The 14,818-nt window shown below is 70.6% G+C and carries 8 protein-coding genes; 2 read left to right on the top strand and 6 right to left on the bottom strand.

All coding sequences use genetic code 11. The features are described 5' to 3' along the window. Positions 1–35: 35 nt before the first annotated feature. Entirely contained in the window at positions 36–917 is an 882-nt protein-coding gene (locus PS467_RS23850; RefSeq protein ID WP_311036951.1) for a TIGR03621 family F420-dependent LLM class oxidoreductase, read from the top strand. Between the two features lie 149 nt (positions 918–1,066). Here the strand turns inward: PS467_RS23850 and PS467_RS23845 are convergent, their stop codons facing one another. From PS467_RS23845 to PS467_RS23825, 5 genes are all read right to left on the bottom strand, one after another. Next, positions 1,067–2,281 carry a cytochrome P450 gene (locus PS467_RS23845; RefSeq protein WP_311036950.1) on the bottom strand — a complete coding sequence of 405 codons (1,215 nt, stop codon included), beginning with the start codon at positions 2,279–2,281 and terminating at the stop codon, positions 1,067–1,069. 93 nt (positions 2,282–2,374) lie between these two features. Beyond that, a complete protein-coding gene (locus PS467_RS23840; protein WP_311036949.1) occupies positions 2,375–5,602 on the bottom strand; it encodes a non-ribosomal peptide synthetase in 3,228 nt (1,075 codons plus the stop codon). A 13-nt stretch (positions 5,603–5,615) separates the two neighbouring features. Next, positions 5,616–6,428 carry a hypothetical protein gene (locus tag PS467_RS23835; protein WP_268973702.1) on the bottom strand — a complete coding sequence of 271 codons (813 nt, stop codon included), beginning with the start codon at positions 6,426–6,428 and terminating at the stop codon, positions 5,616–5,618. A gap of 83 nt (positions 6,429–6,511) precedes the next feature. Then, complete coding sequence (locus PS467_RS23830) at positions 6,512–7,105, bottom strand: hypothetical protein (protein WP_311036948.1); 594 nt, start codon at positions 7,103–7,105, stop codon at positions 6,512–6,514. Between the two features lie 165 nt (positions 7,106–7,270). Continuing rightward, positions 7,271–8,803, bottom strand: a complete 1,533-nt coding sequence (locus PS467_RS23825; RefSeq protein WP_311036947.1) for an FAD-dependent monooxygenase — start codon at positions 8,801–8,803, stop codon at positions 7,271–7,273. A gap of 304 nt (positions 8,804–9,107) precedes the next feature. On the opposite strand from PS467_RS23825, the gene PS467_RS23820 reads away from it, so the two are divergent. Further along, on the top strand, positions 9,108–10,691 hold the full coding sequence (locus PS467_RS23820; RefSeq protein WP_311036946.1) for an FAD-dependent oxidoreductase: 1,584 nt from the start codon (positions 9,108–9,110) through the stop codon (positions 10,689–10,691). 134 nt (positions 10,692–10,825) lie between these two features. On the opposite strand, the gene PS467_RS23815 is transcribed toward PS467_RS23820, so the two are convergent. Next, entirely contained in the window at positions 10,826–14,740 is a 3,915-nt protein-coding gene (locus tag PS467_RS23815) for a DNA-directed RNA polymerase subunit beta' (RefSeq protein WP_311036945.1), read from the bottom strand. Positions 14,741–14,818: the final 78 nt, after the last annotated feature.

The raw sequence follows: 14,818 nt of genomic DNA, 5'->3' as shown, positions 1-14,818 counted from the left end.
AAACGATTGCCCGTTGGCCGCCCTGGGAGGAATGCATGGGATCTTTTCGTTTCGGTGTCGCGATGCACTCGGTGGGCGGACGGGAGGAATGGAACAAGAAATGCCGCCAGGCGGAGCGCTTCGGGTACGACGTGATTCTGGTGCCGGATCACCTCGGATTGCCCGCGCCGTTCTCCGCGATGGTCGCGGCGGCCGGGGTGACGGAGTGGCCGCGGATCGGCTCGTTCGTCCTCAACACCTCGTTCTGGAATCCGACGCTGCTGGCGCGGGACGTCGTGACCGCTGATCAGCTCACCGACGGGCGGCTGGAGGTCGGGCTCGGCGCGGGCCACCGGAAGGAGGAGTTCGAGGCGACGGGCTTCCCCTGGCGGCCGCTGGCCGAGCGGATCGACCACCTCGAGCGGACGATCGACCACCTGTCCGGCGCGTACGAGGAGGCGATACGGGCCGACACGCTGATCCAGCGCCCCGGTCCGCCGCTGTTCCTCGGCGGCAACAGCGACCGGCTGCTCGCGCTGGCCGCGCGGCACGCGGACATCGTGGGGTTCTCCGCGCTGACGAAGGGCCCCGCGCCGCAGGGGTTCCGGATTCTCAGCGCCGAGGTCATGGCCGAGCGGGTCGCCTTCTTCCGTTCGGCGGCCGGTGCGCGGGCGGCCGAGGTGGAGCTGAACATCCTGGTCCGGGATGTCGTGATCACCGACGACCGGGACGGCGAGGCCCGCCGCTGGCATGAGCGGACGCCGGATCTGTCCCTGGAGGAGTTCCTCGCCGCGCCGGCCGTGCTGCTGGGCAGGGTGGACGAGATCGCCGCCCAGGTGTGCTCCTGGCGTGACCGGTTCGGTTTCCGCTACCTCACCGTGCACGAGCCGTGGCTGGAGACCTTCGCCCCGGTGATCGAGGCGCTCAGCGGGGAATGAGCGCCTCGGTACGCGGATGGCCCCTGCCGGCGACGACCGGCAGGGGCCACCTCGTGGGAGCCCCCGTAGGAAGCCCCTGTGGGAGCCCTCGCCAAAGCCCCGGCGGGAGCCCCCGTCAAAGCGTCGAGGTCACCAGATGACCGACAGCGTCACCAGATGACCGGCAGCTCGTAGACCCCCTGCATATCGGCCGCCTCGCGCGGCCGCAGCTCCTTCAGCGGCTTCTCCAGACGCAGGGACGGAATCCGGCGCAGCAGGGCCCGGAAGGTCACTTCCAGCTCCATGCGGGCCAGGCCCTGCGCCAGGCAGTTGTGCGGTCCGAAGCCGAAGGCGAAGTGCTGGCGGGGCGCGCGGTGCACATCGAAGCGGTCGGGTTCGGGATAGGTCTCGGGGTCGTGGTTGAGCAGGGCGTAGGGCATGATCAGTCCGCTGCCGGCCGGGATGACCTGCCCGTGGAACTCGATGTCCTCGGTGACGACGCGCAGGCCCGCCATGTCCGCGATGGTCAGATAGCGCAGCAGTTCGTCGACCGCGGCGGGAATCCGGTCCGGGTCGGCGCGCACCGAGGCGAGCTGGTCGGGGTGTTCCAGCAGGGTCGCCATGCCGAGGGCGATCATCTGCGCGGTGGTGCCCTGCCCGGTGACCAGAAGCTGTACGGCCATCCGGATGAGGTCGCCGCGGTCCAGTTCGCCCTTGGCGACCTCCTCGCCGGAGAGCCGGTCCAGCAGCCAGGTGCCGGTTCCGGAGTCCCTGGAGGAGACCAGCCGGTCCATGTAGGCGACGAGTTCGGCCAGCGGGCCCTCGGCCTCGTCGGAGTCGGCGGCGGTCAGCAGCCGGACGCTGCGCTCCTGGAAGGTGGCCTGGTCCTCGGTGGGGACGCCGAGCAGATGGAAGATCACCCGGGAGGACAGCTCGGAGGCGAAGTCCTTGATGAGGTCGACGGGCGGGGTGGCCGCCAGCAGCCGGTCGACGCAGTCGTCGACGATCCGTTCGACGTCGGGTTGCATGGCCTTGGTCCGTTTGGCCGTGAAGTCGGGGATCAGCATGCGGCGGTACATGCTGTGTTCCTCGCCGTCCATGGTGACCAGGGTGCGGAACCACCGGGCGCCCAGCAGCCGGGGCGTGATGATCGGGAATCCGTCGCTGGCCCGTTCCGAGGACACCCGGGGGTCGGTGAGCAGGCGGCGGGCGTCCGCGTGCCGGGTGACCAGCAAGGCGGTGCTGCCGTCGTACAGGGTCACCTCGGCCAGGGGCCCGTGGGCGTGCAGCGCCGCGTAGCCGGCGGGCGGCCGGTGGGGACAGGTGCGGGGCTGGGGAAAGGAGAAGGTTTCCTCTTCGGTGGCTGCCGTTGCGGTCTCGCTCATCATGGTGTCCTGACGTCGGGGAGAAGAATCGGCGCGTCGTGCGGGCGAATTCCGAACCGCGGCTGAGACGTCCGGCTGAGACGTCCGGCCGGATCATTCGCCGCCGGATCGGAGGAATTCCGCCAATTGGGCCGGGCTGGGCCTGGTGAAGATTTCGGCGAGCTGAAGGCGTACGCCGAGCCGTTCCTCAACGGACTGGGCGAGCTTCGCCGCCAGCAGGGAATGGCCGCCACTGGTGAAGAAATTGGAATGGGCGTGCAGATCGGTGCGGCCGAGCACGTCCTGCCACAGCGTGATGAGTTTTCCTACGAGTTCGTCCTCGGGCCCGGCCGTGGACGGCTCGGCCCGTTCGTGGTCGCGGTCCCGTATCCGACGGGCCAGCGCCAGATAGTCGACCTTGTGGTTTCCGGTGGTGGGCAGGGCGTCGACGACGAGGAACTCCCCGGGGACCGCGGGGGCCGGGAGGTTGCCGCGGGCATGCTCCCAGACCTGGTTGACCAGGCCGGGGGCGTCCTCGGCGACGAGGAACGCCACCAGCCGGGCGTCGTCCGCCTCGCCCGTGACGACCAGTGCGGCCGCCGCCCGGACGGCGGGGTGGCCCAGGAGGACGCTCTCCACCTCGCCCAGCTCGATCCGGTTGCCCCGCAGCTTCACCTGCCGGTCGACGCGGCCGAGCACCTCCAGCGTGCCGTCTCCCCGCCACCGGGCGAGGTCGCCGGTGCGGTAGTGGCGCCCGTGGCGGGGGTGGTCCCGGAACCGGTCGGCGGTCAGCTCCGGGCGGCCGTGGTAGCCGATGGCCACTCCGCCACCGGCGATGCACAACTCGCCCCGCACCCCCACCGGCAGTTCCGCACCGTCGGGGGCGGCGATGAACACCCGGGTGTCGCGGATCGGCCGGCCGACGTGCACCGGACCCCCGGAACCCGGCTCGACCAGGCCGGACGTCGACCAGATGGTGGTCTCCGTCGGCCCGTAGACATTGCGCAGCTCACAGCCGGCCGCGGCCAGTTCCCCGGCCAGGGCCGACGGGAGCGGTTCGCCGCCGCACAGCACGCGCCGCCCGTTCAGCTGCTCCCGGCAGTCGTCGGTCACCAGCCGCCAGGTGGTCGGGGTGGCCTGGACGATGTCGACCCGCTGGTCCCTCAGCAGAGCGGCCAGGACACGGCCGTCGGACCGCGCGGTGTCCGGCGCGGCCACCAGACGTCCGCCGGTGACCAGCGGCAGGAACAGTTCCAGGGCGGAGATGTCGAAGCTGAAGGTGGTCAGCCACAGCGTGGTCTCCCCCGGCCGGGCCCGGAGTTCATCGGCGAAGTGCCCCACCACATTGCCGAGGTTGCCGTGGGAGACCAGGGTCCCCTTCGGCCGCCCGGTCGACCCGGAGGTGTAGATCAGGTAGGCGGCCCCGGCCGGATCGGGGTCGGGACCGGCACCGGGGTCGGCACCGGGATCGGAAGCGTCACCAGTACCGGCGTCGGGAACCACCGCAACCGACCGGGCGTCCGCACTCGATCGTGCGTCCGCAACCGATCGTGCGGCCACGTCGGCCAGGCCGGCCACATCGGCCAGGCCCGCCACGTCGGCCAGGCGCAGCACCGGCACCCCCTCCCGCGCGGGCACGGCCCCGTCCCCGGCCAGCACCGCCTTGGCCCCGGAGTCCGCGAGCTGGTACGCGAGGCGGTGCGCGGGGTGGTCGGGGTCCAGGGGGAGGTACACCGCACCGGTGAGCCATACGCCGAGCACGGCCGCGGCCAGTGCGGCCGAGCGCGGTGCGAGCAGCGCGACCACATCGCCGTCGCCGATGCCGTGGTCGCGCAGCGCGCCCGCGATGGCGCGGGCCGAGTCCCACAGCTGCCGGTAGGTCCGCGGGCCGTCCGCGTCCTCGACGGCCACCGCGTCCGGTGTCCTCGCCACCGTCCGCCGCACGTCGGCGAGCACGGAGAGCGGGGGCTTGTCCGGCGCGGGCCGGCCGGCGGCGTCAATCACGGCGTGGTCGTGCTCGCTCCAGGCCACGGCGCCGCCGAGGGGCAGTCCGGGGTCCTCGGCCAGGGACGACAGCAGCACCTCGTAGCGGCGCAGCAGCGCGGCGACCTCGTCGCGGGTGAACACGTCGTCGCTGTAGACGATGCGCAGCCGCAGTTCCTCGTCCGTCGACATGACGAAGAACTCCAGGTCGAACTTGCTGTACGGGACCTCGACGACCAGGGGGCTCGCGGCGAGGCCGCCGATGGAGAAGTCGGGCAGGCCCAGGCCCGGTACGTAGTTGAAGACGTGCCGGAAGAGGCTGTTGCGCCAGGCGCCGCCCTCCCGGGTCACCTCGTTGTAGAGGCTGTCCACCGGCACATCGGCGTGCGCGATGCCGTCGAGGAAGACCCTCCCGGCCCGCAGGGCCAGCTCCCGGAAGCTGTCGCCGGGGTCCACCGTGAACCGCAGGGGCACCACGTTGACGTGGTAGCCGATCGCGCTGGGTGCGGAGCGGCCCCGTACGTTCACCATGGTGCCCACGGCCAGGTCCGGGCCTGCCCCGTGCTGGGCGAGCAGCAGGCCGTAGGCGGCGAGCAGGACGACGGCCTCGGAGGTGTTCAGTTCGGTGCGCAGCCGGTCCACCGCGGCCCGGACCTCCCGGGGCACGGTGACGGTCAGCTGGTCACCGCCCAGGGTCGCGCCGGCGGCCTCCTGCCTGCCGTAGGCCAGCTCGAGCCCTCCGGGGTCGAAGCCCTGGAGCTGCTGGTGCCAGTAGGCGAGGCTGTCGGCGCTCGGCTCCTCCTCCCGCAACGCCGGCACGGGTTCCAGCAGATGGGGGGCCGGCGGCCGGTTCGCGGCGAGCGCGGTGTACACCTCGACCAGCTCGCCCAGGAGGATGCCCGCGGAGATGGTGTCGAAGACGAGGTGGTGCAGGACCAGGCAGACGATGTCCTCGCCCTCACCCGGCAGGTGCCCGACGCGCAGCAGCGGCCGGCCGTCGAAGGTGAACGGCGTGGCCACGAACGAGGTCAGCGCCTGCCCGGTGTGGTGCGCGGCCGGTACGGTCAGCACCTCCACACCGGCCTCGTCGGCGTCCAGGACGGCCTTGGCCAGCCCGGCGTCGTCGGCGTGGAACACGGTGCGCAGCGTCTCGTGGCGTCGTACGAGCAGCGTCACGGACTCCCGCAGGAGGGACCGGTCCACGCTGCCGCGCACCCGGAAGGTGAAGGACAGGTTGTTCACGGCGGCGCCGGGGACCAGCCGTTCCAGCAGCCACAGCGCCTCCTCCTTCCGGCCGACCGGTTCCGGCCGCGGCACCCTTCCGGTGCCGCTGGGGCCGGGGTCCGTCCGTGTGCGCATCAGGTGTGTCCTCTCAACGGAGCAGATCCGCCACGGTCTTCGCCACGTCGGCGGACCGCAGCAGATCGGCGTGGGCCAGGTCGAAGCGGATCTCGCGGGCCACCTTCGCCGGCCGCTCGGCCTCGGGCAGCAGGTTCAGCCCGTTGGTGGTGGTGACCGAGCTGATGGCCGTGGCACCGGGCCAGCCGTCCCGGGTGTCGATCCCGGCGGCGGCCACCAGATAGGTCATGAACGCGGTGACCGTCGCGGTGAACTCCGCCCGGCGGACCTCGTCGAGCCCCGCCCGGTCGAAGGCGACCTGGGCCCACTCGCCGAACACGCCCAACAGCTGGTCCCGCAGCCGGTCCAGGTCGGTGGCGCCATCGCTGACGCGCTGGCCGGCCTGCTGCGCCTCGGTCACCTCCTCGGGCCGCAGCACCACCCCCAGCCCCTCGATGACCTTGTGGAACTGCCAGTAGACGGTGACCGCGTTCGGCGCCTCGGGGTCGAACAGGACGACCCGCGGGGCCTGTGGCTGTTCGGCGGCGATCCGGTCGGCGAGGGCGGCCGCGTAGACGCTGCCCGCGCAGAAGCCGAGCACGGCCCGCACGGGCAGGCCGCCCGTGCGGACGTCCGCGTGCCACCGGTCCAGATAGCCGTCCGCGGTCATCCCCGTCTCGCTCCCCATGCTCGGGGGCACGGACTCCCAGAGGGCGTAGTCGATGTCGAGCTGCGGGGCCAGCTCCGGGAAACCGGCCTCCGGACGGCCGGTGAAGGGGTAGTCGATGGCCAGGACGAGGCCGTCGGCCCCCTCCTTGAGCGTTCGCCAGGTGTTGATTGCCGCCATGAGGCACTCCCGAGCCGAAGGTCAGTGGAAGGCGCGGACCGGATCAGCGGACCGGATCAGCAGAGCCGGACCAGCGGACCGGATCAGTAGAGGGAGGTCGGGCCCTCGCCCAGCCGGAAGCTGGCCTGCTGGAGCCGGCCGAAGACATTGCCGAACAGACCCGGGATGATCGACTTGTCGCCGGGGGCGTCCAGCATGCCCGGCAGCGCGAAGATGCCCGCGTGCTCGGAGGTGATCCCTTCGCGGAAGGCCAGCCGCACATGCGCGGTGACCGACTCGACCTCGGGCAGCGGGACCGTGCCGTCGGGCTTGCTGAGGATGCCGCCGTCGGGCCCGCTCAGCTGGCAGGCGATGTGGACGCCGCCCTCGGCGGGGAACTGCGGGTCCCAGCACTTCTCGGGGTCCTGCTCCTGCCACTCGGCCCGGCTGACCTTGTAGAAGAGCTTGAAGTCCTCCCGGCGCAGATCATCCCGGTCCGAGAACCAGATGACCAGGTTGAGCCCGGTGTCCGGGTAGTGGTAACGGCCCCGGTTCGTGTAGAAGACCGAGAATTCGATCGTCTCACCCGGCGTGATCACCGCCGGTACGCCGATGAAATCCGCGACGATGTTGTCGTTGACCCGGAAACCCTTGTACTCGCGGTAGACCGGCCCTTCGGTGGAAACCGTGGACGTCATTTTCCATGCCCCTTCGGAAGTCGGGAATTGCTGTTCGAATACGGTGGAATCGTGGAACGGGGACGGGGGTCGAAGAACGGGAACAGGGAACGGGAATCGCGGTCGGGAATTCCGCCACCAGCCGACCACTGGCCATGACTCACCGCGGTGCGCCGAACCGCCGGCTCACCGCGGTGCGCCGAACCACTCGCCCAGCGCGTCGGCCAGCCGGTCGCGGTCGTCGGCCCAGCACACATGGCCGTCCGGCCGCACCAGCACCTGCCGGGCGCCGAGGTCGTCGTCCGTCGTCGCCGCCCGGATGTCCACCCGGTGCGCCCACGCGCCGACGACCTCCTCGTCCGCCGCGCCGCCCGAGAGGTCGAGGAAGACCCCGCGGCCGCCGCGCAGCAGCCGGTGGACGGGGAGCGGCCCGTCCGCGGTGCGCAGGTCCAGGTCCGGCAGCCGGCGGCCGACGAGGGGGTGCGCGCCGGCGGGCGCGGGATGGCGCAGCCCGAGGCCGGAGACGACACCGGCCAGGTGCCGGTTGGTCTCGGGCAGGCCCAGCAGTTCGATCAGCACCTCCCGCAGCGGCGTCAGCTCCGGCCCGCCGTCCAGCAGCGAGAACTGGGCCCGCGCCTCCCTGAGCAGGACGGCCGCGGCGGGGTGCCGTTCGGTGTGGTAGGTGTCCAGCAGTCCGGGCGGGGCCCACCCGGCCACCTCGGCGGCCAGCTTCCAGCCCAGGTTGAACGCGTCCTGGAGGCCGAGGTTCAGCCCCTGGCCGCCCAGCGGCACGATGATGTGCGCGGCGTCGCCGGCCAGCAGCACCCGGCCGTGCCGGTACTGCTCCACCTGACGGCAGGCGTCGCTGAACCGGGACGCCCAGCGGACCTCCTTCAGCTCGCTGTCCAGTCCGCAGGCGGTACGGATCGCCTCCCGGATCTCCGCCTCGGCGACCGGCTCCGTACGGGGCACCCGCTGCACGGCAGGCCCGGAGAAGCTCAGCCGGTGGACGCCGTCCTCCAGCGCCCGCAGGGAGAACATCAGCCGGCCGCCGGGCACCGGCACCACCCCGGCCATGCTGTTGCCCGGCAGCAGCCTCAGATACCGCTGCCGTTCGGGGTCCAGCTCGGCGTGCCACCGCTCGGGCGGACGGGCCAGCACCACATCGGCGGCGACGAACAGCTGGCTGCCGTCCGTACCGGGGAACGCCGCGCCCAGCGCCTTCCGCACCCGGCTCCGGCCGCCGTCGCAGCCCACCAGGTAGCGGGCGCGCAGGCGGTGCTCGCCCGTGGCCGTCCGCACGGTGGCGGTGACGCCGTCGGGGTCCTGCGCCACGGCGGTCACCTCGTGGCCGCGGGAGACCGTGACGCCCAGTTCGGCCAGGCGCCGCTCCAGCCGCTCCTCGACCCGGGTCTGGAGGACCCCGATCTGGTACGGGTGCCGGGTGCGCCACGGATGGCAGTCCAGCGGTACGGGCAGCGCCCCGAAGAAGCTGTGGGCCGGGGTGCCGAGCACGATCTGGTGTGCCAGCAGGTCGTCCAGGAGTCCGCGGGCCTGAAGGATCTCCGAGGTGCGGGGGTGGAGGTTGAGGGCCCGGGACTGGGTGCTGCGAGCGCCGAGGGTCTCCAGGATCACGGGGCGGACGCCGGCCAGCGCGAGTTCCGCCGCCAGCATCAGCCCGGTGGCACCCGCCCCCACCACGATCACATCGGTGTCCATACGCTTCCTTGCTGCTCGTGAGTCGGCATGTCCGCGAATCGGCGCCCCGGTGAATCAATCGCGCAACGTGAATTCCACTGCCCAGGTCAGGCAATTCACGGGGGAATGAGAGACGCTTCGAGCGGCCCTTACGCTATGGACCCGCGGTGCCGCGTTCAACCCCCTACCGTTGCCCTTATCACCCCTAACTATCCGATCACCAGGGCGAGTTGCAGGACATTGGCTTGCCGTTTCGCACCGGTGGAGAAATATAGTGCTCGGCAGTATTGGCGATATTCGCAGCGAACGCGTCGAGGAGCCGATGATGAGCACAGCACAGTCCACGGACGTCGTGGTGGTCGGCAGCGGCCCCACCGGGCTCACACTGGCCCATGAACTCGCCCTCGCCGGTGTGCGCGTCATCGTGATCGACAAACTGGCCGACCCCAACGAGCACTCCAAGGCCCTGGGCCTGCAGCCGCGCACGGTCGAGGTGCTCGCCATGCGCGGCCTGCTCGACGCCGTGCTGGAGCGCTCGCTGGCCCAGGTGCCCGACGCCCACTTCGCCGGACTGCCGGTGGTGATGAACTACCGCGGCTGGGGCAGCCGCCACCCCTACGGCGTGATCATCCCGCAGGACCGGGTGGAAGGCGTGCTGGAGGAGGCGCTGGCCGCCCGTTACGGCATCGAGGTGCGCCGCTCCCACGAGCTGGTCGACCTCGCACAGGACGCCGACGGGGTCACCGCCACGGTGGCCACCCCGGACGGTGCCGTCCGGCTGCGCTCCCGCTATCTGGTCGGCTGCGACGGCGGCCGCAGCGCCGTACGGAAACGGCTGGGCGTGGCCTTCCCCGGCACCAAGACCGCGTTCTCCGGTGTGGTCGCCGATGTGACCCTGAAGAAGGGCGCCGACGCGCTGGGCGAACGCCCCAAGTCCATCCGCGACCTCCTGGGCGTGGACAAGGCCCACCAGGACCGGATGACCTGGCCCCTGGTCCCCCTGCAGAACGGCCTCTACCGGGTGGTGTGGGGGATCTACGGGCGCGGTGAGACCGATCCGGACCAGCCGGTGACCGAGGCCGAGGTCCACGACTCGGTGCGGCTGCGCTACGGCGACGCGGTGGAGGTCGACGAGATCCGCTGGCTCTCCCGGTTCACCGACTCCGCGTACCAGGCCGAGCACTACCGGCGGGACCGGGTGCTGCTGGCCGGCGACGCCGCCCATGTGCATCTGCCCGCCGCCGGGCAGGGCCTCAACCTCGGGGTGCAGGACGCCATGAACCTGGGCTGGAAACTCGCTGCCGAGGTGGCCGGCTGGGCCCCGGCCGGCCTGCTGGACAGCTACCACGGCGAACGGCACCCCATCGGGGCGAGCGTCGTGGAGAACACCCGCGCCCAGGCGGTGCTGACCAACCCGTCGGAGGAGTACGACGGACTGCGCTCGATCTTCGTCCGGCTGCTGGGGATGGGCCCGGTCAGCCACTTCCTCGCCGGCATGGTCTCCGGACTGGACATCCGTTACCCGATGCCCGGAGCCGGTACGGACGACGGGCTGACCGGTGCCCGCATGCCGGACCCCGACCTCACGGTGGACGGGGCGGAGCGGCCGGTGAGCGCGCTGCTCCGGCACGGCCGGGGCCTGCTGCTCACCACCGGCACCACCCGGCGGTGGGGCACGCTCGCCACCGCCTATCCGGACCGCGTCGACGTGGTGACCGCCGACGCGCTGCCGGACGTACCGGCCGACGCGGTCCTGGTACGTCCCGACGGCTATGTGTGCTGGGCGGCCACCGCCTCCGACGACACCGCGCCGGAGCGGCTGGGGGCCGCCCTGGAGACCTGGTTCGGCGCACCGGGTCCGACCCCGCCGCGGCCCGAGGCGGCCCCGGAGGCCGCCGTCTCCCACTGAGTCCCCCGGCCCGGAAGCACATTCGGCACGGCGGACCACCGGAGAACGCCGCAGGGCGGCCACCCCGCGAGGGATGACCGCCCTGTGAGCGTTACCGGTCCTACCGGATTACCGGCCCTACCGGATTACCGGGCTTACTGGTTGTACGGACCGTAGTCGTAGTCCTCCAGCGGAACCGCCTGGCCGGAGCCCGTGCCGAAGGGCGAGTAGTCGATGTCGTCGTAGCCGACGGCCGAGTACATCGCGGCCTTCGCCTCCTCGGTCGGCTCGACCCGGATGTTGCGGTAGCGGGACAGGCCCGTACCGGCCGGGATGAGCTTACCGATGATCACGTTCTCCTTGAGGCCGATCAGGGAGTCCGACTTGGCGTTGATCGCCGCGTCGGTGAGCACCCGGGTCGTCTCCTGGAAGGACGCCGCCGACAGCCAGGACTCGGTCGCCAGCGAGGCCTTGGTGATACCCATCAGCTGCGGACGGCCGGAGGCCGGGTGGCCGCCTTCCTGGACCACACGACGGTTCTCACCCTCGAAGCGCGAGCGCTCCACGAGCTCGCCCGGCAGCAGCTCGGCGTCGCCGGACTCGATGATCGTCACGCGGCGCAGCATCTGCCGGATGATGATCTCGATGTGCTTGTCGTGGATCGACACACCCTGCGAGTTGTAGACCTTCTGGACCTCGCCCACCAGGTGCACCTGGACGGCGCGCTGGCCGAGGATGCGCAGCACGTCGTGCGGGTTGACGGCACCCACGGTCAGCGGCTGGCCGACCTCGACGTGGTCGCCCTCGCCCACCAGCAGACGGGCTCGCTTGGAGACGCCGTACGACGTCTCGTCGGAGCCGTCGTCCGGGGTGACGACGATCTTCTTGGTCTTCTCGGTCTCCTCGATGCGGACCCGGCCGGCCGCCTCCGAGATCGGCGCGACACCCTTGGGCGTACGGGCCTCGAAGAGCTCGACGACACGCGGCAGACCCTGGGTGATGTCCTCACCGGCCACACCACCGGTGTGGAAGGTACGCATCGTCAGCTGGGTGCCGGGCTCACCGATGGACTGGGCGGCGATGATGCCGACCGCCTCGCCGATGTCCACCAGCTTGCCGGTCGCCAGCGAACGGCCGTAGCACATGGCGCAGGTGCCGACGGCGGACTCGCAGGTGAGCACCGAACGGGTCTTGACCGTCTCCACGCCGTGGCGGACCAGCTCGTCGATGAGCACATCGCCCAGGTCGGTGCCGGCCGGGGCCAGGACCTTCCCGTCGACGACGATGTCCTCGGCGAGGCAGCGCGCGTACACGCTGGTCTCGACGTCGTCCGCCTTGCGCAGTACGCCGTCCGCGCCCTTGGCCGCGATCGCCAGCTTCAGGCCGCGGTCGGTGCCGCAGTCCTCCTCGCGGATGATCACGTCCTGGGAGACGTCCACCAGACGACGGGTCAGGTAACCCGAGTCGGCGGTCCGCAGGGCGGTGTCCGCGAGACCCTTACGGGCACCGTGGGTGGAGATGAAGTACTCCAGCACGGACAGACCCTCACGGAACGACGCCTTGATGGGCCGCGGGATGGTCTCGTTCTTCGCGTTGGACACCAGACCACGCATACCGGCGATCTGACGCATCTGCATCATGTTTCCGCGCGCGCCCGAGTCGACCATCATGAAGATCGGGTTGGTCTTCGGGAAGTTCGCGTTCATCGCCTCGGCGACCTCGTTGGTCGCCTTGGTCCAGATCGCGATCAGCTCCTGGGTGCGCTCGTCCTTGGTGATCAGACCGCGCTCGTACTGCTTCTGGACCTTCTCGTCCTGCGCCTCGTAGCCCTCGATGATGGCCTTCTTGGCCTCGGGCACGACCACGTCGGAGATGGCGACGGTGACACCGGAGCGGGTGGCCCAGTGGAAACCGGCCGCCTTCAGGTTGTCCAGCGTCGCCGCGACGATGACCTTGGGGTAGCGCTCGGCGAGGTCGTTGACGATCTCGGAGAGCTGCTTCTTGCCCACCGAGTAGTCGACGAACGGGTAGTCCTCGGGCAGCAGCTCGTTGAAGAGCGCCCGGCCCAGCGTGGTGCGCAGCCGGAAGCTGTCACCGGGCTGCCAGACGCCTCCCCCGAGGCCGTCCTCCCCTTCCTCGGACACCGGCGGGGTCCAGCCGCGGGGCGGCACCGTGCCGATCGGGAAGCGGATGTCGATCTTCGCCTGGAGCGACAGCTCCCGGGCGTCGAACGCCATGATCGCCTCGGCGACCGAGCCGAAGGACCGGCCCTCGCCGCGGACCTCGCGCTCCTCCTCGTCGGTGGTGAGGAAGAACAGGCCCAGCACCATGTCCTGGGTCGGCATGGTCACCGGACGGCCGTCGGCCGGCTTGAGGATGTTGTTCGAGGACAGCATCAGGATGCGGGCCTCGGCCTGCGCCTCCGCGGACAGCGGCAGGTGCACGGCCATCTGGTCACCGTCGAAGTCCGCGTTGAACGCGGTGCACACGAGCGGGTGAATCTGAATGGCCTTGCCCTCGACCAGCTGCGGCTCGAAGGCCTGGATGCCGAGGCGGTGCAGGGTCGGCGCACGGTTCAGCAGCACCGGGTGCTCGGCGATGACCTCTTCGAGCACGTCGTACACGACCGTGCGGCCGCGCTCGACCATGCGCTTGGCCGACTTGATGTTCTGCGCGTGGTTCAGGTCCACCAGGCGCTTCATCACGAACGGCTTGAACAGCTCCAGCGCCATGGCCTTGGGCAGACCGCACTGGTGCAGCTTGAGCTGCGGGCCGACGACGATCACCGAACGGGCCGAGTAGTCGACACGCTTACCGAGCAGGTTCTGACGGAACCGGCCCTGCTTACCCTTCAGCATGTCGCTGAGGGACTTCAGCGGACGGTTACCGGGACCGGTGACCGGACGGCCGCGGCGGCCGTTGTCGAACAGCGCGTCGACGGCCTCCTGGAGCATCCGCTTCTCGTTGTTCACGATGATCTCGGGGGCACCGAGGTCGAGCAGACGCTTGAGGCGGTTGTTCCGGTTGATCACACGGCGGTACAGGTCGTTCAGGTCGGAGGTCGCGAAGCGGCCACCGTCCAGCTGCACCATCGGACGCAGGTCCGGCGGGATCACCGGGATGCAGTCCAGCACCATGCCGTTGGGGCTGTTGCGGGTCTGGAGGAAGGCGGAGACGACCTTGAGGCGCTTGAGCGCACGGGTCTTCTTCTGGCCCTTGCCGGTCCGGATGATCTCGCGGAGCTTCTCGGCCTCCTCGTCGAGGTCGAAGGACTCCAGGCGCTTCTGCAGGGCAGCGGCGCCCATGCCGCCCATGAAGTACGTGCCGAAGCGGTCACGCAGCTCACGGTAGAGCAGCTCGTCGCCCTCCAGGTCCTGGACCTTGAGGTTCTTGAAGCGGTTCCACACCTCGTCGAGACGGTCGATCTCGCGCTGGGCGCGGTCGCGCAGCTGCTTCATCTCCCGCTCGGCGCCCTCGCGCACCTTGCGGCGGACATCGGCCTTGGCGCCCTCGGCCTCGAGCTCGGCGAGGTCCGCCTCGAGCTTCTTGGCGCGGGCCTCCAGGTCGGCGTCGCGGCGCTGCTCGATCTGCTGGCGCTCGACGGAGACGTGGGCCTCCAGCGAGGGCAGGTCGCGGGTGCGGCGCTCCTCGTCCACCCACGTGATCATGTAGGCGGCGAAGTAGATGACCTTCTCGAGGTCCTTCGGGGCGAGGTCGAGCAGGTAGCCCAGGCGGCTGGGCACGCCCTTGAAGTACCAGATGTGGGTGACGGGAGCGGCCAGCTCGATGTGGCCCATCCGCTCACGGCGCACCTTGGCGCGGGTGACCTCGACACCGCAGCGCTCACAGATGATGCCCTTGAAGCGGACGCGCTTGTACTTCCCGCAGTAGCACTCCCAGTCCCGGGTCGGACCGAAGATCTTCTCGCAGAAGAGTCCGTCCTTTTCGGGCTTCAGGGTGCGGTAGTTGATGGTCTCCGGCTTCTTGACCTCACCGTGGGACCACTGACGGATGTCGTCAGCAGTGGCGAGGCCGATCCGCAGCTCGTCGAAGAAGTTGACGTCGAGCACTTGTCGTCAATCCCTCTTTCAGGGTCGTGTCTTCGGGTCTGACTGGGGGTCCGGGGAGAGGCCGGGGCAGTCGCGGTA

Source organism: Streptomyces luomodiensis (assembly GCF_031679605.1).
GTDB lineage: Bacteria > Actinomycetota > Actinomycetes > Streptomycetales > Streptomycetaceae > Streptomyces > Streptomyces luomodiensis.
This window is presented reverse-complemented; position numbering and strand designations above follow the sequence as displayed.